The organism is Collimonas sp. OK242 (genome assembly GCF_900107095.1).
Lineage (GTDB): Bacteria > Pseudomonadota > Gammaproteobacteria > Burkholderiales > Burkholderiaceae_D > Collimonas.
Window position 1 is genome coordinate 205479 of sequence record NZ_FNOR01000009.1, and the last position, 22303, is coordinate 227781.

A 22303-nucleotide genomic window follows, 5' to 3' on the forward strand; every position below is an offset into this window, starting at 1 on the left:
CGTAATGCCTTATCACCAAAAGCGATACGGCCCCGCTCAGGGAGGGAAGCGGGAGGCGAATGATGCACCTATTGCTAGGAGAAGGACTAGGCCGAAAAAGTTCACGATTTTTTTATTTTTCGGCGAAAATATTAGCGATGCAGACCAGATCGCTCTCCACTCACCCGATATCTTAAAAACCGCCATGCCATATTCTCAAAAAACTGCCCAATTCCCAGCCATCCGCATGCGCCGTATGCGCAAAGATGCATTCTCGCGCGCAATGATGCGGGAAAATACCGTCACCGCTGCCGATCTGATTTATCCGGTATTTGTGTTGGACGGCAAGCATCAGCGTGAAAAAATAAATTCGATGCCGGGAGTTGAACGCCTGTCGATTGATTTGCTGCTGAATGTGGCAGAAGAGTGCGTGGCGCTGGGAATACCGGTCATGGCTTTATTTCCTGTCATCAATCCGTCGCTGAAAACCCCTGACGGCATCGAAGCCACCAACCCGCAAGGATTGATTCCGCGCGCGGTACGCGAGCTCAAACAGCGGTTTCCTGAACTCGGCATACTGACCGATGTTGCCTTGGACCCTTACACCAGCCACGGCCAGGACGGCGTGCTGAACGCAGACGGCTACGTGTTGAATGATGAAACCTGCACCATTCTGGTCAAGCAAGCCCTGACCCAGGCCGAAGCCGGGGTGGACATCGTGGCGCCGTCCGACATGATGGATGGCCGCATCGGCGCGATCCGCAACGCGCTGGAAGCGCATCACCATATCTATACCCGCATCATGGCTTATTCCGCCAAGTACGCCTCGGCTTTTTATGGCCCGTTCCGCGACGCTGTCGGTTCTTCCGCAACGCTGGGCAAGAGCAATAAAAGCACCTACCAGATGGATCCGGCCAACAGCGACGAGGCATTGCATGAAGTCGCGCTGGACCTGGCCGAAGGCGCCGACATGGTGATGGTGAAACCGGGCATGCCCTATCTGGATATCGTGCGCCGCGTGAAAGACGAATTCAAGGTCCCGACTTTTGCCTATCAGGTCAGCGGCGAATACGCGATGATCAAAGCAGCCGCTCAAAATGGCTGGCTCGATCATGACAAGACCATGATGGAAGCCATGATGGCTTTCAAGCGTGCCGGAGCCGACGGCGTGCTGACCTATTTCGCGTTGGATATTGCCCGCCACCTGAAAAAGGGTTGAGCAGCCGTTCCGGCAACAACAGCAGCAAATACCAAGGAATGGCAAGAGCGCGTGAGAATGCGGCTCTTGCCAGGCGCTAGGCACGCTTTGTTTCCTCGGATTACTAGACACCGCGCTCTAATCCAAATGCGGCCCGCATTGGTTACCATGCAAGCACATAACGATCGATCGCCCTCCGGGCGACAAGGAGACTGACGTGCAAGAAAAGGTGATTACGCTGGCAACGCCGGTGTTCTTTTTATTGATATTCATCGAGCTGATCGTCGGCCTGCTGCGACGACGCAATACCTACCGCCTCAACGATGCCATCAATAGCATCAGTCTTGGCGTGCTGAGCCAGGTATCGGGCGTTTTCATGCAAGTGCTGCGGGTCGGCATATATGCCTGGCTGGCGAGCCATATCGGGCTGTTCAGGCTGCCGGCCGACAGCATTTGGGTCTGGCTGTCCGGCTTGCTGCTCTACGATCTCTGCTACTACTGGCTGCATCGCTGCGGCCATGAAGTCAACGTCTTGTGGGCGGCCCACGTGGTGCACCATCAAAGCGAGGACTACAACCTCTCCACCGCCCTGCGCCAGACCAGCAGCGGCCATCTCCTGGGCTGGATTTTCTATGTGCCGCTGGCCATCCTTGGCTATCCGGTGGAAGTGTTTGCCGCGTTGGCGCTGATCGATCTGCTGTATCAGTTCTGGGTCCACACCCAGCAGATAGGCAAGTTGGGCTGGCTCGACCGGGTGCTCGTCACACCGTCGAATCATCGCGTGCACCACGGCGTCAACGACATTTACCTGGATAAGAATTACGGCGGCATCCTGATTGTGTGGGATCGCCTGTTCGGCACCTTCATCGAAGAACGCGATCAGGATCCGGTGGTCTACGGCACCCGCAGTCCGTTGCGCAGCTGGAACCCGATCTGGGCCAATTTCGAAGTGTACAAAGTGCTCTGGCTGGATGCCTGGCGCGCGCGGAACCTCGGAGACAAATTGCGGGTCTGGCTGGCCGCGCCAGGCTGGCGGCCTGCCGACGTTGCGGCAAAATGGCCGAGCGCGCCGTTCGACATCGCCCGGCCGCTGTATCATCCGCAACTAAGTCGCGCCGCCCAGGTCTATTGCTTGTTGCAATTCATCATCCTGTTGCTGGTAACCACCCACTTCCTGGCGGCACAGGTCGCCATGCCTTGGCCGCAAGGGCTGGCTTACGCGATCTGGCTGGCGGCGGGGCTCTGGATTGTCGGCGGCCTGATGGAGATGCGGCCCCGCTACATCGCGCTGGAAGCATTACGCCTGGCGGCAAGCAGCGCCGGCGTGGTAATCGGCAAAGCCTGGTTCGGCGCGGTATCCTTATCACCGCTGATGCAGGGCGCAGTCATCAGCGTATCGCTGGTTTCGATGATCGCGCTCTGGCTTATATTTAAACGCTTATCGACAATGCATGGACATCTTTCTCATCAGTGACAACCAGGTCAGCCAAAGCAAGGAAGTACCCGACACCGTACCGGTCAAAGGCTTCCTGTGGATCGACGCCACCCACGAAGAAGTAGGCGCCGATCCGGAAGCCTGGCGCAACGCCATTGCTCTGGCCACCGGCGTCCAGATCTACGATCCGCACATGACGGATACGCTCAATCCGAGTCACCCGTCGTATTTCGATTCGACTCAGGATTACGGCATGGTGGTGTTTCGCAAGTTGATGCTGAACGGCGCCGGTGGTGGAAACGGCAGCGGCAGTTCCCGCGCAGCTGAAAACAATGCAGCGGATAGCGCTGATACAAATACTGCGCCGCCAGCGGCTACGCCCGAAAGGGAACCCGGCAAGCGCCGGATTCCCGCGGCATTGAGCAAGCTGGCGACACAACCGGTAACTTTCCTGATCATGGAGCATGCGCTGGTGACGGTGCATGAGCGCTATAGCCGCACCATCGATGCAGCGCGCACTCGCCTGCTCGATCTGTGCGACAAACCGGAAAAGACGCCGCACTCGACGCGGCCCCCGACATCGCCGGAAGATTTATTGCTGCGGCTGATCAACGCCATGGTCGACCAATATCTGGACTTGCGCCAGCCGCTGACAACGCAACTGGATCGCTGGCAGCGGGCGCTACTGGATCCGCGCCGGCCGTTCAAGGATTGGATGGCTCTGCTGGATGCGCGGATCGAATTGCGCAAGCTGGAAAACCTGTGCGAGGAACAGCACGATGCCATGCAAGAGCTGCGCGACTATTTCGTCGACATCGACGACGGCGTCGAGCTCAGCCGCGCCAAGGATCTGCTGCTGGTGCGCATCAATGACGTGATGGAACACATCACGCGGGTGTTGAATCACGCGCGCCGGCTGGAGTCTTCGATTGAATCGGCGGTGCAAATTCATTTTTCCGCAGTCGCTCATCGCACCAATGAAATCATGCGCACACTTACCGTCATTACCGCGCTGTTCATGCCCTTGACGCTGATTACCGGGATTTTCGGCATGAACTTTATCGAGATGCCGCTGCTGAAAAACAATGCCGGATTCTGGCTCACGATGGCTAGCATGCTGCTGATCGTGGTCGGCATGCTGGTATTTTTCCAGCGCCGGCGTTACCTGGAAAGCCAGGCGCTGGACCGACGCTGAACACGGACGCCGAACATGATATGGCCGCAATGAAAAAGCCCCGTCGTTATTTGACGGGGCTTTTTCATGTTGATCTGCCGGCCTCACAAACCGCAAAAAATTCAATCACGGTTAGGCTGCGGAGTCAGGCGCAGATAGGGGCGGATCGCCTTGTAGCCCTTGGGGAATTTCTGCTTGAGAATCTCAGGGTCCTGCAACGACGGAACGATCACGACGTCCTCGCCATCCTTCCAGTTTCCTGGCGTGGCGACCGAATAATTGTCGGTCAGTTGCAGGGAATCGATGACGCGCAGGATTTCGTCGAAGTTGCGGCCGGTGCTGGCCGGATAGGTGATGATCAAGCGTACTTTCCTGGATGGATCAATCACGAACAGCGAACGCACGGTCGCCGTTGCGCTGGCATTCGGATGAATCAGGTCGTACAGCTCCGACACCTTGCGATCGGCGTCGGCAATGATGGGAAAGCCGACCACGGTGTTCTGTGTTTCGTTGATATCCTTGATCCATTCCTGATGCTTGTCGGCAGGATCCACAGACAATGCGATCACTTTGACGCCGCGCCGTTCGAATTGCGATTTCAATTTGGAAGTCAGTCCAAGCTCGGTGGTGCAGACTGGCGTGAAGTCAGCCGGATGTGAAAACAGCACCACCCACGAAGCGCCGGCCCAATCGTAAAATCTGATCTTGCCGAGTGAAGAATCCTGCTCAAAATCGGGGGCGACATCGCCAAGGCGTAAAGTCATTTCAGGCTCCTTTAAATTGCACGGGTTTGCAAATCACGTAGAACTAAAACTATAGCGTTGCGGCGGCAATCGCCTAAAGAATTTTATCGACTATCGATATAAGCCGCGGTTAGAAGCGAGTTATGTTTTTGCGCCCAGAACCGATAGCGATTGCAGGAATTTATCGGCTTTCTGATAGCCGATGACGCGGCCATGCGGCACTTCCTGCCCACGCCCGTCGAACAATATGATGCCGGGCGGCCCAAACAGATTGAAGCGCTTGAGCATCGCTTTGTCGTCCGCGTTGTTGGCGGTGACATCGATTTGCAGCAAGATCATTTCGCCAAAGCGCGTCTGTACGCGCGGGTCGGTGAACGTGAATTTTTCCATTTCCTTGCATGACACACACCAGTCGGCATAAAAATCCAGCATTGCGGATTTACCATTGGCCTGGGCTAATGCCGCGTCCAGTTCCGCCACGGATCTGACCTTGACGAATTGCGTGTGCACACTTTCCCGGGCGCCGCCCAGATGTGCCAGCGGCATCCAGACATCGCGCCCGCCGGTGACTCCGCCAACCAGCTGCAGCGCGCCACATACCATGAACGCCACGCCGAATGCTTTGGCGAACCAGGCGGACGATGCTGACGATTTCCCCCACAACAGAAACGCGCCATAGCCGATACCCAAGGCAGCCCAGCCCAGCATCTGCGCCGACACCGGTATAACCGGCGCCACCATCCACAACGCAACCGCCAGCATCAATACACCGAAGAATCGTTTCACCGATTCCATCCAGGCGCCGGCACGCGGCAGCAGGGAACCGGCGGAAATCCCGACCAGCAGCAGCGGCACGCTCATGCCGACCGCCATCGCAAACAAAGCACTGCCGCCGATCACGACGTCGCGCGTCTGGCTGATATACACCAGGGCCCCTGCCAGCGGCGCAGCCACGCATGGTCCGACGATCAATGCCGAGATCGCCCCCATGACAAACACGCCGATCAGCTTGCCGGCGGATTGCTGGCCGGAAGCCTGGGTCAATTTGGTTTGGAGCGCCGCGGGCAACTGCAACTCATAGAAGCCGAACATGGACAAGGACATCAACACCATCAGCAAAGCAAACGCTGACAATACCCAGGGATTCTGCAAGGTCGCAGCCAAGCCTTCACCAGCCAGGCCGGCCGCAATGCCTAAAGCGGTGTAGATCAATGCCATTCCCAACGCATAGGTGACGGAAAGCAGGAAGCCGCGACGGCGGCTGACCTTGGCGCCCTCGCCGACAATAATCGATGACAGGATCGGCACCATCGGCAAGACGCAGGGGGTGAACGCCAGTCCCAGCCCAAGCAACAGGAACAAGGGCATGATGACCAGCAGTCTGCCGCCCTTCAGCGATGATTCGATGCGGCCGCTTTCAGAGTCGGCCGGAATCGACGAAACTGCATTGTCTGACGTCTGAGCGGCGACAGGCGCGTTGCTATCATTGCTGTTATTGCTACCAACCGCAGAGTTTGCTTGCGGCGTATCGATAGCTGCACCGCTGCCTTTGGCCAGTCCGATTGCACTCAACAAGCCCCCGTCGGCGCTGCCGCCGGTTGTGGACAGGCTGATGCGCGTATCCATGGGTGGATAGCACAAGCCCTTGTCGGCACAGCCCTGGCCGGTGGAAATCAGCGTGAAATTACCATTGGCCTGAACCGGCAAGCGGATAGTGACGCTGTGGTGATAAGTTTCGACATTCTTGTTGAAGGTCTGGTCGAACTTGACGGTGCCGGCCGGAATTTGCGGTTCGCCCAAGGTAGCGCCTTCGGCCTTGAAGTGGAAACGTTCTCGGTACATGTAGTAGCCGTCGGCGATCGCATAGCTCACTTCAGCGGTCTTGGCGTCGGCCATGCGGGCAGAGAACTTGAACGCGACTTCCGGCGCCAGATAGTCGTCATCATCGGCATGCGCCAGGGAAAACACGAACATCATGGCAAACAGCAAGAACAATTGCTTGAAAAGCTTAAACATTCACGTCCTTTTGGGTTTCTGCAGTAATCCAGTCCAGATAGGCCGGCAAACCGGCCACAATCGGTAAGGCAATTATTTCCGGCAGCGCGTACGGATGGAGCGCTCTGATCGCGCTTTCCAGCTCCGCGTAACGACTGCTGACGCTCTTGATCAATACAGTCACCTCGCTAGCCTGTTCCACCACACCCTGCCAGCGATACACCGCCTGCACCGCAGGCATGATATTGACACAAGCAGCCAATTTACGTTCCACCAGCTGCAGTGCCAGCGCTTGGGCACTGGCTGCGTCGGGCAAGTTGGTAAGTATGAGCAAGGCTTCTGACATAGTCGATCTCCGAGAACATTCCTTACAACGGTCGCCGCCCGTTGGCGGCAGGATGACAGGAGAACTGCGCGGAGAACGGTGTCCAGAATGCAAAAAAGCCAGGCTAGGCCTGGCTTTTTATTTTAACGCAGCTTGGCTGCTTAAGTTAGCTAACTAAGTTGGCTAACCAAGCTTAGTCAGCTGTCGGCACTTCAGCGCTGTCGCTGATTTCCGGACGGTCCATCAGCTCGATGTAAGCCATAGGAGCGTTATCGCCAACGCGGAAACCCATTTTCAGGATGCGCAGGTAGCCGCCGTTACGGTTAGCGTAGCGTGGGCCCAGTTCAGCAAACAGCTTCAAGACCATTTCGCGGTCGCGCAGACGGGCGAATGCCAGGCGCTTGTTTGCCAGTGTATCGGTCTTGCCCAGTGTCAGGATCGGTTCGATCACGCGACGCAGTTCTTTCGCCTTTGGCAATGTGGTCTTGATTGCTTCGTGACGCAGCAGCGAAACAGTCATGTTGCGCAACATGGCGAGGCGGTGGGAAGAGGTACGATTTAATTTACGAAGGCCGTGACGGTGACGCATGGTAATTCCTTTCAGTTTTTGAGTTTACATCCAGCTCTTCGATCGACTTTGGCGTATTGCCTTGGCCGCGGGCCGGTTGAAATTAGATACAACAATGAGTACAACAAGGGTCAAGCGGTAAAACAAGCCCAGGAGCGAGGCCCAAGGGCGTGACCCAAGGGCGAGATTCTATCCCACCCCGGGCCGAACAACAAATATTACTTTTCCAGGCCTGCAGGCGGCCAGTTTTCCAGCTTCATGCCCAGTGTCAAACCACGGGACGCCAGAACTTCCTTGATTTCATTCAAGGACTTGCGGCCCAGGTTTGGCGTCTTCAGCAGTTCATTTTCGCTACGCTGGATCAGATCGCCGATGTAGTAAATGTTTTCTGCTTTCAGGCAGTTTGCCGAACGTACTGTCAGCTCCAGGTCGTCGACCGGACGCAACAGGATAGGATCGACTTGCGGTGCACGCGATGGCGCTTCAGCAGCAGCTTCGGTGCCTTCCAGCGCAGCGAACACGTTCAGCTGGTCAACCAGCACGCGTGCCGATTGGCGGATCGCTTCTTCCGGAGTGATCACGCCATTGGTTTCAATGTTGATGACCAGCTTGTCCAGGTCGGTACGTTGTTCCACACGCGCCGATTCGACAGCGTAGGAAACACGGCGTACTGGCGAGAACGATGCGTCCAGAATGATACGGCCGATAGTCTTGTTGGCATCTTCCGTCAGACGACGGACGTTGCCTGGCACGTAGCCACGGCCTTTTTCAACCTTGATCTGCATGTCGAGTGCGCCGCCAGCTGTCAGGTGGGCAATCACGTGATCCGGATTAACCAGTTCGACGTCATGCGGCAGATCGATGTCGGAAGCCAGCACGGCGCCTTCGCCATCTTTTTTCAGAGTCAGCGTGACTTCGTCACGGTTATGCAGCTTGAATACGACACCCTTCAGGTTCAGAAGAATATCGACTACGTCTTCTTGCACGCCATCGAGCGACGAATATTCGTGCACCACGCCAGCGATCGTCACTTCAGTCGGCGCGTAGCCAACCATCGACGACAGCAGCACGCGACGCAGCGCATTGCCCAGGGTGTGGCCGTAACCACGTTCAAACGGTTCCATCACGACTTTAGCGTGGCCGGCACCCAGTGCTTCTACTTCGATAATACGTGGCTTCAACAAGCTGTTTTGCATGAAATGTCCTTTTCAATACCCTCGGCTCATTACACCGATAAGGCTGATGGCATTAAGGGTGCCGCCGGCAATCCAGAAGATTGCCGGCGGCACCCAGATGAAAAAGCCCAACCTAAAAAGGCCGGGCCGGAAAAAACTAAAATTAACGCGAGTACAGTTCGACGATCAGCGATTCGTTGACATCGTTAGCGATTTCGTTGCGGTCTGGCAGGGACTTGAAAGTACCTTCCATTTTCTTCGCATCAACCGAAACCCACGATGGCATGCCGCCTTGTTCTGCCAGCGACAGAGCTTCAACGATACGTACTTGCTTCTTGGCTTTTTCGCGAACGGCAACTACGTCGCCTGGCTTCACTTGATAGGAAGCGATGTTGACCACGTTACCGTTGACGGTGAACGCCTTGTGCGAGACCAACTGACGGCCTTCAGCACGAGTCGAACCGAAACCCATACGGTATACGACGTTGTCCAGACGCGCTTCCAGCAAACGCAGCAGCGTTTCGCCGGTGTTGCCCTTGCGGCGGTCGGCTTCAGCGAAATAACGACGGAACTGACGTTCCAGAATGCCGTACATACGCTTAACTTTTTGCTTTTCGCGCAATTGGTTACCGTAGTCGGAGGTACGTGCGCCAGATGTGCGGCCATGCTGACCTGGCTTGGAATCCAGTTTGCACTTGGAATCCAGCGAGCGGCGGGCGCTCTTCAGGAACAGGTCCGTACCTTCACGGCGGGAAAGTTTTGCTTTAGGTCCGATATAACGTGCCACGATGCTTCCTTTTAAAAATATGACGCCGAGCTGCAACCAGCAACCAGGGTTGCCGACGGCACGACGCTAGTCTGATTTGCTTTCAATCAGACGGTGGGCTTAAGAACAAAACCCGCCAAGGTCATTGGCGGGCAACTTGCAATCGCTACCGCAGGACGGTAGCGACAATCAGAATCGATTTAGATACGACGGCGCTTAGGTGGACGGCAACCGTTATGTGGCACTGGTGTCACATCTTGAATCTGGGTGATCTTGATACCCAGGTTGTTCAATGCACGAACAGCGGATTCACGACCTGGGCCTGGGCCCTTGATGCGCACTTCCAAGTTCTTCACGCCACATTCCACAGCCACTTTACCAGCGGCTTCGGCTGCAACCTGCGCTGCAAATGGAGTCGACTTGCGGGAGCCTTTAAAGCCAGCGCCACCAGATGTCGCCCACGACAACGCATTACCTTGACGATCGGTAATCGTGATGATGGTGTTGTTGAAAGACGCGTGGATATGCGCGATACCTTCAGCAACGTTCTTTTTAACTTTTTTACGCACACGTGCTGCTGCGGCGTTATTTGGGGACTTTGCCATAATAATTTCCTTGAATCCGACTACCTAAATGAAACAATCAGTTGCCACGGGAGCGTGGCACCTTAATTATTTCTTCAGCGATTGAGCGGCTTTGCGCGGGCCCTTGCGGGTACGTGCATTAGTACGAGTACGTTGGCCACGGCAAGGCAAGCCTTTGCGATGACGCATACCACGATAGCAACCCAGATCCATCAAACGCTTGATGTTCATCGACAGTTCACGACGCAGGTCACCTTCGACGACGAATTTTGCAATTTCGTCGCGCAGCTTTTCCAGCTCGTTATCGTCGAGATCTTTGATCTTCTTCGTAGTCAAAATACCCGTGCTGTCGCAAATTTCTTGTGCGCGTGGGCGGCCAACACCGTAGATGGCTGTCAAGCCGATGACGGTGTGCTGATGATTGGGGATGTTTACCCCTGCAATACGTGCCATTCGTTATTCCTCGATCAATAACGTTAATTAACCTTGGCGCTGTTTATGGCGCGGCTCTGTACAAATGACGCGAACCACGCCTTTGCGCTTAATGATCTTACAGTTGCGGCAGATGCGCTTGACTGATGCGAGCACTTTCATTTTCGTCTTCTTTCTATACTAAAAGTTACTTGGTACGGAACACAATCCGTGCCCGGCTTAAATCATAAGGTGTCAATTCTACCGTCACCTTATCTCCTGGGAGGATGCGAATATAGTTCATGCGCATCTTGCCAGAAATATGACCGAGGACGATATGTCCGTTTTCCAACTTGACTCTAAATGTTGCATTGGGGAGATTCTCAAGAATCTCGCCTTGCATCTGGATAACGTCGTCTTTTGCCATTCGGTCTACTGGTTCCTCTGGTCGTTCATTTCAACTTACCGCGTCGAAACGCCGCCCTTGAAATTTGCCTTACGCAGCAGCGAATCATATTGCTGCGACATCACGTAATTCTGTACTTGCGCCATGAAGTCCATGGTAACCACTACGATAATCAACAGCGATGTGCCACCAAAATAAAACGGTACCTTCCAGCGAGCAATCAAGAATTCCGGAACCAGACACACAACCGTAATATAGACCGCGCCAACCAGAGTCAAACGCATCAGAATCTTGTCGATATAACGTGCAGTCTGCTCACCTGGACGAATCCCTGGCACAAACGCGCCGCTCTTCTTCAGGTTGTCAGCTGTTTCCTTGCTGTTGAACACCAATGCGGTGTAGAAGAAGCAGAAGAAAACAATTGCAATCGCATACAGCAAAGCATGTATCGGCTCGCCTGGCGCCAAAGAAGCCGCCATATCCTTCAGAAAGTTGACTACCGGATTGGTTGAATCACCGGAAGTAAACCAACTCGTGATTGTCGCAGGAAACAAGATGATCGAGGAAGCAAAGATTGGAGGAATTACACCAGCCATATTCAGCTTCAACGGCAAATGACTGCTTTGACCGCCATAAATCTTGTTTCCTACCTGGCGCTTGGCATAATTCACCAAGATCTTGCGCTGGCCGCGTTCGATAAATACCACCAGGAATGTCACGCCGGCAGCGATCAAACAAATCACAATCGCCGACACGGGACTCATGGAACCGGTACTTACCTGTCCGAACAAACCACCTACCGCATTCGGCAAACCAGCCGCGATACCTGCAAAAATGATGATCGAGATGCCATTACCCAGACCACGCTCGGTAATCTGTTCGCCCAGCCACATCAAAAACATTGTTCCAGTTACCAGCGTCACAACTGTCGTGAAGCGGAAAGCCAAGCCTGCATCCAACACCAGGCCAGGCTGCGATTCCAGTGCTACCGCGATCCCCAGAGCCTGAAACGTCGCCAGCAGCAGCGTACCGTAACGGGTGTATTGGGTAATCTTGCGGCGACCTGATTCGCCCTCTTTCTTCAACGCTTCCAGCTGAGGCGACACAATCGACATCAATTGCATCACGATCGATGCCGAGATATACGGCATGATTCCCAGCGCAAACACGGTGAAGCGCGACAACGCGCCACCAGAGAACATGTTGAACATGCCCAAAATGCCGCCCTGGTGCTGCTTAAACAATTGTGCCAACTGCGATGGGTCAATTCCCGGTACGGGAATGTGCGCACCAATACGATATACAACCAATGCAGCAAGCAAGAACCACAGACGGCCCCAAGGGAAGCCGCTCGCAGCACTCTTTGCAAGTTGGGGAGAAGTCGCCACTTATTGCTCCATTGCTACGAGTTAGAACGACAAATCAAGCAACCGATCCGCCAGCCGCTTCAATCGCAGCTTTTGCACCTTTAGTAGCGATCAAACCTTTGAGCGTTACCTTTTTGGTCAGTTCGCCGGACAGGATCACGCGTACTACGCGCGCCAGTTCGCCGATCACGCCAGCTTGCTTCAACACCAGGATATCTACTTCAGTTACCGGCAGGTTTTCCAGGTCCGACAAACGAACTTCAGCTTTGAACGGGGTTGCCATCGACTTGAAGCCACGCTTTGGCAAACGACGTTGCAAAGGCATCTGACCGCCTTCAAAACCTACTTTGTGGAAACCGCCCGAACGCGATTTTTGACCCTTGTGACCGCGGCCGGCTGTCTTACCGATACCTGAGCCGATACCACGACCAACGCGACGCTTGTAATGCTTGGCGCCATCTGCAGGTTGAATAGTATTCAATTCCATAATTTGCTCCGTTCGCAAGCCTAAGCTTACGACACCACTTTCACAAGATAGGACACTTTATTGATCATGCCGCGCACAGACGGAGTGTCTTGCAATTCGGAAACCGAATTGACGCGACGCAGGCCCAAACCGCGAACTGTCGCGCGATGAGTTTCGCGCGTGCCGATCAAACCCTTGATCAATTGTACTTTTACAGTTTTTGTCATTTTGATCACCTTAGCCCAGGATTTCTTCAACGGACTTGCCGCGTTTTGCCGCGATTTCCGATGGTGTGTTCATCTTAGACAAGCCGTTCAAAGTAGCACGAACCATGTTGTACGGATTGGTCGAACCGGTGGACTTGGCCACAACGTTCGTCACACCCAGTACTTCGAAGATTGCGCGCATTGGACCGCCGGCGATAACGCCGGTACCGTCTTTAGCTGGCAACATCAGCACCGATGAAGCACCGTGCTTGCCGGAGATTGCATGTTGCAATGTACCGTTCTTCAGCGTTACCTTGATCATCTTGCGACGGGCTTCTTCCATAGCCTTCTGCACGGCAACCGGCACTTCTTTCGACTTGCCCTTGCCCATGCCGATACGGCCATCGCCATCACCAACAACAGCCAATGCTGCGAAACCCATGATACGACCACCCTTGACCACTTTGGTCACACGGTTGACCGCGATCATTTTTTCGCGCATGCCATCATCCGGCTTATCGCTTTGCATTTTTGATTGCATTTTTGCCATGACGATTCTTCCTTAGAACTTCAGACCGGCTTCACGGGCGGCATCTGCCAGCACCTTGACGCGGCCGTGGTAACGGAAACCGGAGCGATCAAACGCAACTTCGGTAACTCCTGCTTTCAGTGCCTTCTCGGCAACGCGCTTGCCAACCAGAGATGCAGCTGCTGTATTGCCGCCTGCACCGGACTTGCCGGCCAGTTCCGCACGTACTTCAGCTTCCAGTGTGGAGGCCGAAGCCAGCACTTTAGCGTCAGGGCCGATGATGCTGGCGTAAATGTGCAAGTTGGTACGATGCACTGCCAGGCGGTTCACCTTTAACTCTGCGATCTTGGCACGCGTTTGGCGTGAACGGCGCAGACGTGATTGTTTCTTATCCATCGTCAACCCCTATTACTTCTTCTTGGTTTCTTTAAGGATTACCACTTCGTCCGAGTAACGAACGCCCTTGCCCTTATAAGGCTCAGGTTCGCGGTAAGCACGAACTTCAGCAGCAACCTGACCAACACGTTGCTTGTCGATACCCTTGATCAGGATTTCGGTCTGCGTCGGTGTTGCCACGGTAACGCCTTCCGGCATTTGGTGCACAACAGGATGCGAGAAACCGAGCGACAGGTTCAACTTATCACCTTGTGCTTGCGCACGAAAACCAACGCCAACCAGGTTCAGCTTCTTTTCAAAGCCTTTGGTGACACCATTGACCATGTTGTTGACCAGGGCACGCAAGGTGCCTGACATCGCATTGGCTTCACGGCTGTCGTCAGCGGCAGCGAAATTCAGCGTGCCGTTGTTGTTTTCGATTTTTACCAGGCCATTCAAAGCCTGGGAAAGCGAGCCCAATGGGCCCTTAACTGTGATCTGCGCTGCTGTAATGGTCGCTTCCGCGCCAGTTGGCAGTGCAATCGGCATTTTACCTACACGTGACATGTTGCACTCCTTAGGCGACGTAGCAAATAACTTCGCCACCGACACCGGTTGCGCGCGCTTTGCGGTCCGTCATGACACCAGAAGGTGTCGAAATAATTGCCACACCTAAGCCGTTCATCACGTTAGGGATGTCATCTTTGCCCTTGTAGATCCGCAGCCCTGGACGGGATACACGATCAAGACGTTCGATAACAGGACGGCCGGCGTAATACTTCAAACCGATTTTGAGTTCCGCTTTGCCGCCTTCTTCTGCGACAGCGAAATCTTCAATGTAACCCTCGTCCTTGAGGACGTTGGCAATCGCAATCTTGACCTTCGACGATGGCATTGCCACGGTTGTCTTGTGAACTACTTGCGCATTGCGGATACGGGTCAGCATATCGGCGATAGGATCGCTCATACTCATTGCATATTCTCCTATTACCAGCTGGCTTTAGTCATACCCGGAATTTCGCCACGCATGGCGATTTCACGGAGCTTAATACGGCCCAGACCGAACTTGCGGAAAGTGCCACGTGGACGACCAGTCAGGGAGCAACGATTACGTTGACGGGTCGGAGCCGAGTTACGTGGCAGCGCTTGCAATTTCAAGCGAGCTTCGTAGCGCTCTTCTTCCGACTTCGATTGGTCATCAATGATTGCCTTTAACTCGGCACGCTTGCCGGCGTATTTCTTCACCAGGTCAGCGCGCTTTTGTTCACGGTTAATCAGTGCCAGTTTTGCCATGGCAACCTCAGTTTCTGAACGGAAATTTAAATGCGGCGAGAAGCGATTTTGCTTCGTCGTCGGTCTTTGCAGTCGTCGTGATACTGATATTCATACCACGCAACACATCAATCTTGTCGTATTCAATTTCGGGGAAAATGATCTGCTCTTTCACACCGATATTGTAGTTACCACGACCGTCAAATGCACGACCGGAGACGCCACGGAAGTCACGAACGCGCGGCAGCGCGACGGTAACCAGGCGATCCAGGAACTCGTACATATGAGCGCCACGCAGTGTAACCATGCAACCGATTGGATAGCCTTCACGGATTTTAAAACCCGCAATAGCTTTCCGCGCCTTGGTCACGACTGGCTTCTGACCTGCAATCTTGGTCAAATCGCCAACAGCGTGTTCAATGATCTTCTTGTCCGCAATCGCTTCCGACAGACCCATGTTCAGGGTGATCTTCAGGATGCGCGGCACTTCCATCACGGACTTGTAAGCGTATTTCGCTGTCAAGTCGGCAACGACTTTTTCTTTATAGAATTCTTGGAGACGGGCCATGATCTCTTAAACCTTAACAACTTCGCCGCTGGACTTGAAAACGCGGACTTTCTTGCCATCCACATCTTTAAAACCAACGCGATCTGCCTTGCCAGTTGCTGCATTGAACAACGCAACATTTGACACGTGAATTGGCATCAACTTGTCAATGATGCCACCAGTTACACCAGTCATCGGGTTTGGCTTGGTTGCTTTTTTAGCAACGTTAATGCCTTCTACGACAACGTGGTTAGCATCAACGCGTTGCTTAACAACACCGCGCTTGCCCTTGTCTTTACCAGTCAGGACGATTACCTCGTCGCTTTTCCGAATCTTATCCATCTCGACTCCTTACAGCACTTCAGGCGCGAGCGACACAATCTTCATGAAGCGCTCAGTGCGCAATTCACGAGTGACTGGTCCAAAAATACGCGTACCAATTGGCTCAAGCTTCGCGTTCAGCAGCACTGCTGCATTGCCATCGAACTTGACCAACGAACCATCTTGACGACGAACACCTTTAGCGGTCCGTACGACAACGGCGTTATAGATCTCGCCTTTTTTGACGCGACCACGTGGCGCTGCCACTTTGACGGTAACCTTGATCACATCACCAATGCTGGCATAGCGACGCTTGGAACCACCCAGAACTTTGATACACATAACTTCGCGTGCACCAGTGTTGTCGGCTACTTCGAGCCGGCTTTCCGTTTGAATCATAATATTTTCTTTCCCAACTTAACTCGCTGCCGCACGATGCGGATTTACGGTCAGTCTTGGTCCTGTCAGGGCAACTCTGCTGAGCGCACTGCTTAGGTGGACGACTTCCAAAACTTCTTGCTAGATACTGCAGGGTGTTTTCTACTGCTATCGCTCTTGTCGGAAGCCAACAGGAGCGAAGCCAAGCATTATTACATCAAAATGCTTGGCTCGCAACAAATACTTATAATACCTGTGCTACTTGTACCACACGTGTCACGCTCCAAGCTTTAGTCTTGGAAATCGGACGGCCTTCTTGGATCTCGACTACGTCGCCTTCCTTGGCCTGGTTGGTTTCGTCATGTGCATGGTACTTATTAGTACGCACAATGATTTTGCCATACAGAGGATGTTTGACGTGGCGTTCGATCAGGACGGTAACAGTCTTGTCCATTTTATCGGACACAACTTTACCAACCAGCGTGCGCTTGAGCGCTTGTTTCACTTGATCGTTCATTACAGGGCGCCCTTCGAATTGATGACGGTCTTGACCCGTGCTATATCGCGACGAACTTTCTTCAATTGCGACGTATTGCTCAATTGCTGAGTAGCGATTTGCATGCGAAGGCTAAACTGCGCCTTCAGCAACTCGTTCAGCTCTTTCGTCAAGGCCGCTTGATCTTTGTCGCGGAGTTCAGATGCTTTCATGATTCACTCCAATTATTGGCCAACTTGACGCACGACGAACGTGGTCAAAAGCGGCAATTTAGCTGCAGCCAAACGGAATGCCTCACGCGCCAGAGCTTCGTCGACGCCATCCATCTCGTACAGCACTTTACCCGGCTGAATTTCAGCCACGTAGTACTCGGGATTACCCTTACCGTTACCCATCCGGACTTCGGCAGGCTTTTGCGAAATTGGCTTATCTGGGAAAATACGAATCCAGATACGACCACCCCGTTTGATATGACGGGTCATTGCGCGACGAGCTGCTTCAATTTGACGCGCAGTGATACGACCGCGGCCAATCGCCTTCAAGCCAAATTCGCCGAACGACACGGCAGTGCCGCGCGAATGCGAAATGCCTTTGTTGCGGCCCTTTTGCTCTTTACGATATTTTCTGCGTGCTGGTTGCAGCATGATTATTCTCCTGCTTTCTCGGCCGGCGCAGCAACTGCAGCAACTGCAGTTACAACACCATCAGCAGCGCCATCCGGCTTCTTGGCACGTGCAGGACGCGCACCAGGCGCACCGGCAGTTGCCGTAGTTTTAGGACGTGGACGGCTAGATGGCTTGCCATCATCGCGACGTGGACCACGGCGTTTCTTGTCGTCGTCGTTAGGTACGTCGATTACCGGCGCTTCGCCGTTAGCCAGACGATCGCCCTTGTAAACCCAGACCTTGATGCCGATAATGCCGTAGGTGGTTTCAGCTTCGCCGAAACCGTAGTCGATGTCAGCGCGCAGTGTGTGAAGTGGCACGCGACCTTCGCGGTACCATTCGGTACGTGCGATTTCGATACCATTCAAACGACCGGACGACATGATCTTGATCCCTTGCGCGCCCAGACGCATTGCGTTCTGCATCGCACGTTTCATCGCGCGGCGGAACATAATACGTTTTTCGAGCTGTTGCGCGATCGAATCAGCGATCAGTTGTGCGTCGATTTCAGGTTTACGAATTTCTTCGATATTAACGTGAACCGGCACACCCATCAGCTTGGTCAGCGCCGACTTCAATACTTCGATGTCTTCGCCTTTTTTACCGATAACGACACCAGGACGCGAGCTGTAAATCGTGATGCGTGCGTTCTTTGCAGGACGCTCGATAACAACGCGGCCGACCGATGCGTTCTTCAGTTTCTTCTTGAGGAAAGCGCGTACTTTCAAATCTTCGCCGAGCATTTGGGCAAAATTGCTATTGCCGGCATACCAGCGGGATCCCCAGTTACGTGTAACCGCAAGACGGAAACCGGTTGGATGAATCTTCTGTCCCATCGTGACTCCTTAGTTTCCGACAGTCACGTAAATGTGACAGGATTGCTTCGAGATACGATCGCCACGGCCTTTAGCACGCGCTGTGAAGCGCTTGAGGACCGAACCTTTTTCCACATATATCGTCGTGACTTTCAGCTCGTCGATATCAGCACCGTCATTGTGTTCTGCATTCGCAATTGCAGATTCCAGAACACGTTTGATGATAGCTGCACCTTTTTTCGGGCTGAAGGCCAGGATGTTAAGTGCTTGATCAATTTTTTTGCCGCGAATCAGGTCGGCGACCAGACGGCCCTTTTGGGCCGACAGGCGCACACCGCGGAGGGTAGCTTTAGTTTCCATCATCGGACCTTATTTCTTAGCCTTCTTATCAGCGGCATGACCCTTGAACGTACGGGTCAGCGCGAATTCGCCGAGCTTGTGACCAACCATGTTCTCGGACACATATACCGGGACGTGTTGTTTGCCGTTATGCACAGCAATCGTCAGACCGATAAAATCCGGCATGATGGTCGAGCGACGGGACCAAGTCTTGATTGGCTTCTTGTCTTTGACTGCTTGCGCAGTTTCAACTTTTTTCACCAGATGGGCGTCGCAGAACGGCCCTTTTTTCAATGAACGTGTCATGTGTTACCCCTTATTTCTTGCCACGGCGCGAGACGATCATGGAAGTAGTACGCTTGTTGCTGCGTGTCTTCTTACCCTTAGTCTGTTGACCCCATGGCGAAACTGGATGACGACCAGCTGCGGTCTTACCTTCACCACCACCGTGAGGATGGTCGACCGGGTTCATGACCACACCGCGAACGGTAGGACGAACACCACGCCAACGCATCGCACCCGCTTTACCGATCTTGCGCAGGCTGTGTTCGGCATTGCCGACTTCACCTACGGTAGCGCGGCACTCGATGTGAACGCGGCGAACTTCACCGGAACGCAAACGAATTTGAGCGTAAGTACCTTCACGAGCCATCAACACCACGCCGGCACCGGCGGTACGGGCCATTTGGGCGCCCTTACCTGGCAGCATTTCAACGCAATGCAGAATCGTGCCAACCGGAATGTTGCGGATTGGCAGGCAGTTACCGGATTTGATCGGCGCTTCCGAGCCGCTCATTACCTGATCGCCTACAGCCATGCCTTTAGTGGCGATGATGTAGTGACGTTCGCCGTCGGCGTAGCACAACAGAGCGATATTCGCTGTGCGGTTTGGATCGTATTCGAGACGTTCCACTTTCGCTGGAATACCATCTTTGGTGCGCTTGAAGTCGATCAGGCGGTAATGTTGCTTATGACCACCGCCGATGTGGCGAGTAGTGATATGGCCGTTGTTGTTACGACCGGCTGTTTTCGACTTCTTCTCGATCAGGGCAGCAAATGGACGGCCTTTGTACAGGTCGGGATTAACGACCTTGACCATGCCACGGCGGCCCGGCGAGGTTGGTTTAACTTTAACGAGTGCCATTATTTAGCCTCCTCGGTGAAGTTGATCTCTTGACCCGGCTTCAAGCATACGAATGCGCGACGGGTATGGTTGCGGCGACCCATGGTCTTGCCGCTACGCTTTTGCTTACCCAGACGATTGGCAACTTGTACCGACTCAACTTGAACTTTGAAGAGCAGCTCGACAGCAGCCTTGACTTCCAGTTTGGTAGCGTCTGGTGCGATACGGAAAACGACTTGCTCGTTCTTCTCCGCAACCATCGTTGCCTTTTCGGAAATCACCGGCGCCAGCAACACTTTCATCAAGCGTTCTTCGCTATGTTTAATTGCGTTCATGCCAGCATCTCCTCAATCTTCGCCAAAGCCAGCTTGGTGATCAAGATCTTCTTGTAGAACACAAGCGATACTGGATCAGCGTGACGTGGCTCACATACCAGGAAGCCTGGCAGGTTACGCGACGCCAACAACAGGTTTTCTTCCAGGTTGTCGGTAATCACCAACACGGAATCCAGACCCATGGTCTTCAGCTTTTGTGACAGCAATTTGGTCTTTGGCGCTTCGACCGAGAAATTCTCGACGACCGACAAACGACCTTCGCGTGCCAACTGCGACAGAATCGAGCAGAGACCTGCGCGATACATCTTCTTGTTTACTTTGTGCGTGAAGTTTTCATCAGGCGAGTTCGGGAAAATCCGACCACCGCCGCGCCACAGTGGCGAAGACGACATACCGGCACGAGCGCGGCCGGTACCCTTTTGGCGCCATGGCTTTTTAGTCGTGTGATGAACTTCTTCACGGTCTTTTTGCTTACGGTTACCGCTACGAGCGTTAGCCTGGTAAGCAACTACGACCTGGTGAATCAGAGCTTCGTTGTAGTCGCGACCGAAAATGGTATCCGGTGCAGCAACGTTCGAAGCAGCTTGACCTTGGTCATTCAGGAGCTTGAGTTCCATGAATTAGGCTCCCTTCTTAGCTTTGATTTTGATCGCAGGGCTGACCACAACTTGGCCGTTCTTTGCACCTGGAACCGCGCCCTTGATCAGCAGCAGTTGGCGCTCAGCGTCAACACGTGCGATTTCGAGGTTTTGCGTGGTTACAGTAACGTCACCCATGTGACCGGTCATGCGCTTACCAGGGAAAACACGACCTGGATCTTGCGCCATACCGATGGAACCTGGGACATTATGCGAACGGGAGTTACCGTGGCTGGCACGACCGGATGCAAAGTTGTGACGCTTGATAGTACCGGCGTAACCTTTACCGATCGAGACACCTTGAACGTCAACCTTTTGACCGACTTCGAACAGGCTTGCAGCGATAACTTCGCCAGCCTTCAGCTCGGAAGCCTTGGTTGCATCAATGCGGAATTCTCTGAGGATGGTACCAGCCTCGACGCCAGCTTTGGCGTAGTGACCGGCAGCAGCTTTAGTCACGCGTGAAGCGCGACGCTGACCGAATGCAACTTGAACAGCGGTATAACCGTCTGTTTCAGGCGTTTTGATTTGGGTCACGCGGTTGTTCGATACGTCCAACACGGTTACCGGGATTGAATCCCCATCTTCCGTGAAAATGCGCATCATGCCAACCTTGCGACCAACAAGGCCTAAGCTCATTGTTTTTCTCCATTCCCGCCTACGATTGGGCGGGGCTGATGTTTGTACAACTAAAATAAGTGCGATTGCATTAGGCCAAAGCAGCCGCAATCGCACCGAAGCCGATCAGTATAACCGGGTAAATTTTTATTTGCAAGACCATCTTTGTCGTGGTATGTCAAACATTCGCCGGCTACACCTTATTTACAACACTACTAAATTCGGGATGCAGCGGGGGCACAGGTGCCCACGCTACGAAATACGAATTACTGCAGCTTGATTTCTACGTCTACGCCAGCTGGCAGGTCCAGCTTCATCAACGCATCGACAGTCTTGTCGGTTGGGTCAACGATGTCCATCAGGCGTTGATGGGTACGAATTTCGAACTGGTCGCGCGATGTCTTGTTGACGTGCGGCGAGCGCAGTACGTCAAAACGCTGGATACGTGTTGGCAGAGGCACTGGACCCTTGACAACTGCGCCGGTACGCTTGGCTGTATCAACGATTTCCTGTGCGGACTGGTCGATCAGCTTGTAGTCGAACGCCTTCAGGCGGATGCGGATTTTTTGGTTAGCAGCGGACATGATTTTCCTTTAAAGAACGAACCGTGGATGACTATCAGCCACGGCATATTGTTACGTTGACAGCAAACCACCGAAGTGGCTTGCTTATTGCACTACAGTTTTGCTATTACGCGTCAGGCAGGATCTTGGCAACCACACCTGCGCCAACAGTACGGCCACCTTCGCGGATCGCGAAACGCAGACCTTCTTCCATCGCGATCGGGTTGATCAGCATGACTGTGATCGACACGTTATCGCCTGGCATGACCATTTCCTTGTCTTTCGGCAACTCGATCGAACCAGTCACGTCCGTAGTACGGAAGTAGAACTGTGGACGATAGTTGTTGAAGAAAGGTGTATGACGGCCGCCTTCGTCTTTCGACAGAACATAGATCTCGCCAGTGAAATGCTTGTGTGGCTTGATCGAGTTCGGTTTAGCCAACACCTGGCCCCGCTCTACGTCTTCACGCTTGGTGCCGCGCAACAACACA

35 protein-coding genes and 1 pseudogene are annotated in these 22303 nt (G+C 53.8%); 3 read left to right on the plus strand and 33 right to left on the minus strand.

The genetic code is table 11. From position 1 onward, the window contains the following. Positions 1-184: 184 nt before the first annotated feature. From hemB to BLV81_RS12145, 3 genes are all read left to right on the plus strand, one after another. Positions 185-1198 carry a porphobilinogen synthase gene (hemB, locus tag BLV81_RS12135; RefSeq protein WP_092356290.1) on the plus strand — a complete coding sequence of 338 codons (1014 nt, stop codon included), beginning with the start codon at positions 185-187 and terminating at the stop codon, positions 1196-1198. 196 nt (positions 1199-1394) lie between these two features. Further along, positions 1395-2651 carry a sterol desaturase family protein gene (locus BLV81_RS12140; protein WP_255365155.1) on the plus strand — a complete coding sequence of 419 codons (1257 nt, stop codon included), beginning with the start codon at positions 1395-1397 and terminating at the stop codon, positions 2649-2651. Beyond that, positions 2629-3807 carry a magnesium transporter CorA family protein gene (locus BLV81_RS12145; RefSeq protein WP_092356292.1) on the plus strand — a complete coding sequence of 393 codons (1179 nt, stop codon included), beginning with the start codon at positions 2629-2631 and terminating at the stop codon, positions 3805-3807. The genes BLV81_RS12140 and BLV81_RS12145 overlap by 23 nt, the downstream gene beginning before the upstream one ends. A 101-nt stretch (positions 3808-3908) precedes the next feature. On the opposite strand, the gene BLV81_RS12150 is transcribed toward BLV81_RS12145, so the two are convergent. The 33 genes and pseudogenes from BLV81_RS12150 to tuf all read right to left on the minus strand — a co-directional run. Further along, complete coding sequence (locus BLV81_RS12150; RefSeq protein ID WP_092356295.1) at positions 3909-4550, minus strand: peroxiredoxin; 642 nt, start codon at positions 4548-4550, stop codon at positions 3909-3911. Positions 4551-4670: 120 nt separating this feature from the next. Continuing rightward, positions 4671-6545: a protein-disulfide reductase DsbD gene (gene dsbD / locus BLV81_RS12155; protein ID WP_092356298.1), complete on the minus strand. Its 1875-nt coding sequence runs from the start codon at positions 6543-6545 to the stop codon at positions 4671-4673. Then, the gene (cutA, locus tag BLV81_RS12160) at positions 6538-6870 is read right to left on the minus strand and encodes a divalent-cation tolerance protein CutA (RefSeq protein ID WP_092356301.1); all 333 of its coding nucleotides are present in this window, start codon (positions 6868-6870) and stop codon (positions 6538-6540) included. Before cutA ends, dsbD begins: the two co-directional genes overlap by 8 nt. 172 nt (positions 6871-7042) lie before the next feature. Next, the gene (gene rplQ / locus BLV81_RS12165) at positions 7043-7438 is read right to left on the minus strand and encodes a 50S ribosomal protein L17 (protein WP_092356304.1); all 396 of its coding nucleotides are present in this window, start codon (positions 7436-7438) and stop codon (positions 7043-7045) included. A 197-nt stretch (positions 7439-7635) separates the two neighbouring features. Further along, entirely contained in the window at positions 7636-8613 is a 978-nt protein-coding gene (gene rpoA / locus BLV81_RS12170; RefSeq protein ID WP_014004419.1) for a DNA-directed RNA polymerase subunit alpha, read from the minus strand. Between the two features lie 142 nt (positions 8614-8755). Further along, positions 8756-9379 carry a 30S ribosomal protein S4 gene (rpsD, locus tag BLV81_RS12175; RefSeq protein WP_092356384.1) on the minus strand — a complete coding sequence of 208 codons (624 nt, stop codon included), beginning with the start codon at positions 9377-9379 and terminating at the stop codon, positions 8756-8758. Between the two features lie 179 nt (positions 9380-9558). Further along, positions 9559-9963 carry a 30S ribosomal protein S11 gene (rpsK, locus tag BLV81_RS12180; RefSeq protein ID WP_014004417.1) on the minus strand — a complete coding sequence of 135 codons (405 nt, stop codon included), beginning with the start codon at positions 9961-9963 and terminating at the stop codon, positions 9559-9561. 66 nt (positions 9964-10029) lie between these two features. Further along, the gene (rpsM, locus tag BLV81_RS12185; protein WP_014004416.1) at positions 10030-10395 is read right to left on the minus strand and encodes a 30S ribosomal protein S13; all 366 of its coding nucleotides are present in this window, start codon (positions 10393-10395) and stop codon (positions 10030-10032) included. A gap of 27 nt (positions 10396-10422) precedes the next feature. Then, positions 10423-10536 (minus strand): 50S ribosomal protein L36, encoded by a 114-nt coding sequence (rpmJ, locus tag BLV81_RS12190; RefSeq protein WP_014004415.1) that lies wholly within the window; start codon positions 10534-10536, stop codon positions 10423-10425. Positions 10537-10561: 25 nt separating this feature from the next. Next, positions 10562-10780, minus strand: coding sequence for a translation initiation factor IF-1 (gene infA / locus BLV81_RS12195; RefSeq protein ID WP_014004414.1), 219 nt, complete (start codon positions 10778-10780; stop codon positions 10562-10564). A 35-nt stretch (positions 10781-10815) separates the two neighbouring features. After that, the gene (secY, locus tag BLV81_RS12200) at positions 10816-12147 is read right to left on the minus strand and encodes a preprotein translocase subunit SecY (protein WP_092356307.1); all 1332 of its coding nucleotides are present in this window, start codon (positions 12145-12147) and stop codon (positions 10816-10818) included. A gap of 34 nt (positions 12148-12181) precedes the next feature. Beyond that, the gene (rplO, locus tag BLV81_RS12205) at positions 12182-12613 is read right to left on the minus strand and encodes a 50S ribosomal protein L15 (protein ID WP_092356311.1); all 432 of its coding nucleotides are present in this window, start codon (positions 12611-12613) and stop codon (positions 12182-12184) included. A gap of 26 nt (positions 12614-12639) precedes the next feature. Further along, positions 12640-12819: a 50S ribosomal protein L30 gene (gene rpmD, locus BLV81_RS12210; RefSeq protein ID WP_041742931.1), complete on the minus strand. Its 180-nt coding sequence runs from the start codon at positions 12817-12819 to the stop codon at positions 12640-12642. Between the two features lie 10 nt (positions 12820-12829). Then, positions 12830-13348, minus strand: coding sequence for a 30S ribosomal protein S5 (rpsE, locus tag BLV81_RS12215; RefSeq protein WP_014004410.1), 519 nt, complete (start codon positions 13346-13348; stop codon positions 12830-12832). A 12-nt stretch (positions 13349-13360) separates the two neighbouring features. Then, on the minus strand, positions 13361-13723 hold the full coding sequence (rplR, locus tag BLV81_RS12220) for a 50S ribosomal protein L18 (protein ID WP_041741098.1): 363 nt from the start codon (positions 13721-13723) through the stop codon (positions 13361-13363). A 12-nt stretch (positions 13724-13735) separates the two neighbouring features. Beyond that, on the minus strand, positions 13736-14269 hold the full coding sequence (rplF, locus tag BLV81_RS12225) for a 50S ribosomal protein L6 (protein WP_061936388.1): 534 nt from the start codon (positions 14267-14269) through the stop codon (positions 13736-13738). A 10-nt stretch (positions 14270-14279) separates the two neighbouring features. Further along, positions 14280-14675, minus strand: a complete 396-nt coding sequence (rpsH, locus tag BLV81_RS12230; protein WP_092356317.1) for a 30S ribosomal protein S8 — start codon at positions 14673-14675, stop codon at positions 14280-14282. 14 nt (positions 14676-14689) lie between these two features. Next, a complete protein-coding gene (gene rpsN / locus BLV81_RS12235; RefSeq protein WP_014004406.1) occupies positions 14690-14995 on the minus strand; it encodes a 30S ribosomal protein S14 in 306 nt (101 codons plus the stop codon). A gap of 7 nt (positions 14996-15002) precedes the next feature. After that, positions 15003-15542, minus strand: coding sequence for a 50S ribosomal protein L5 (gene rplE / locus BLV81_RS12240; protein ID WP_061936382.1), 540 nt, complete (start codon positions 15540-15542; stop codon positions 15003-15005). Between the two features lie 6 nt (positions 15543-15548). Further along, complete coding sequence (gene rplX / locus BLV81_RS12245) at positions 15549-15863, minus strand: 50S ribosomal protein L24 (protein WP_061538669.1); 315 nt, start codon at positions 15861-15863, stop codon at positions 15549-15551. A 9-nt stretch (positions 15864-15872) separates the two neighbouring features. Then, complete coding sequence (gene rplN, locus BLV81_RS12250) at positions 15873-16241, minus strand: 50S ribosomal protein L14 (protein WP_014004403.1); 369 nt, start codon at positions 16239-16241, stop codon at positions 15873-15875. 223 nt (positions 16242-16464) lie between these two features. Continuing rightward, positions 16465-16737, minus strand: a complete 273-nt coding sequence (gene rpsQ, locus BLV81_RS12255; RefSeq protein ID WP_014004402.1) for a 30S ribosomal protein S17 — start codon at positions 16735-16737, stop codon at positions 16465-16467. Beyond that, positions 16737-16928 (minus strand): 50S ribosomal protein L29, encoded by a 192-nt coding sequence (gene rpmC / locus BLV81_RS12260; RefSeq protein WP_014004401.1) that lies wholly within the window; start codon positions 16926-16928, stop codon positions 16737-16739. Before rpmC ends, rpsQ begins: the two co-directional genes overlap by 1 nt. 12 nt (positions 16929-16940) lie before the next feature. After that, a complete protein-coding gene (rplP, locus tag BLV81_RS12265) occupies positions 16941-17360 on the minus strand; it encodes a 50S ribosomal protein L16 (protein ID WP_092356322.1) in 420 nt (139 codons plus the stop codon). A 2-nt stretch (positions 17361-17362) separates the two neighbouring features. Continuing rightward, the gene (gene rpsC / locus BLV81_RS12270) at positions 17363-18217 is read right to left on the minus strand and encodes a 30S ribosomal protein S3 (protein ID WP_092356325.1); all 855 of its coding nucleotides are present in this window, start codon (positions 18215-18217) and stop codon (positions 17363-17365) included. Between the two features lie 9 nt (positions 18218-18226). After that, complete coding sequence (gene rplV / locus BLV81_RS12275; protein WP_014004398.1) at positions 18227-18559, minus strand: 50S ribosomal protein L22; 333 nt, start codon at positions 18557-18559, stop codon at positions 18227-18229. 6 nt (positions 18560-18565) lie between these two features. Next, positions 18566-18841: a 30S ribosomal protein S19 gene (rpsS, locus tag BLV81_RS12280; protein ID WP_014004397.1), complete on the minus strand. Its 276-nt coding sequence runs from the start codon at positions 18839-18841 to the stop codon at positions 18566-18568. A 10-nt stretch (positions 18842-18851) separates the two neighbouring features. Next, positions 18852-19679, minus strand: a complete 828-nt coding sequence (rplB, locus tag BLV81_RS12285; protein WP_092356328.1) for a 50S ribosomal protein L2 — start codon at positions 19677-19679, stop codon at positions 18852-18854. Next, a complete protein-coding gene (rplW, locus tag BLV81_RS12290; protein ID WP_092356331.1) occupies positions 19679-19993 on the minus strand; it encodes a 50S ribosomal protein L23 in 315 nt (104 codons plus the stop codon). Before rplW ends, rplB begins: the two co-directional genes overlap by 1 nt. Continuing rightward, positions 19990-20610 (minus strand): 50S ribosomal protein L4, encoded by a 621-nt coding sequence (rplD, locus tag BLV81_RS12295; RefSeq protein WP_014004394.1) that lies wholly within the window; start codon positions 20608-20610, stop codon positions 19990-19992. The genes rplW and rplD overlap by 4 nt, the downstream gene beginning before the upstream one ends. A 3-nt stretch (positions 20611-20613) precedes the next feature. Next, complete coding sequence (gene rplC / locus BLV81_RS12300) at positions 20614-21270, minus strand: 50S ribosomal protein L3 (RefSeq protein WP_092356334.1); 657 nt, start codon at positions 21268-21270, stop codon at positions 20614-20616. A gap of 245 nt (positions 21271-21515) precedes the next feature. Continuing rightward, the gene (rpsJ, locus tag BLV81_RS12305) at positions 21516-21833 is read right to left on the minus strand and encodes a 30S ribosomal protein S10 (RefSeq protein ID WP_014004392.1); all 318 of its coding nucleotides are present in this window, start codon (positions 21831-21833) and stop codon (positions 21516-21518) included. Positions 21834-21939: 106 nt separating this feature from the next. Continuing rightward, positions 21940-22303 (minus strand): annotated as a pseudogene (tuf, locus tag BLV81_RS12310) (elongation factor Tu); the annotation flags it as partial.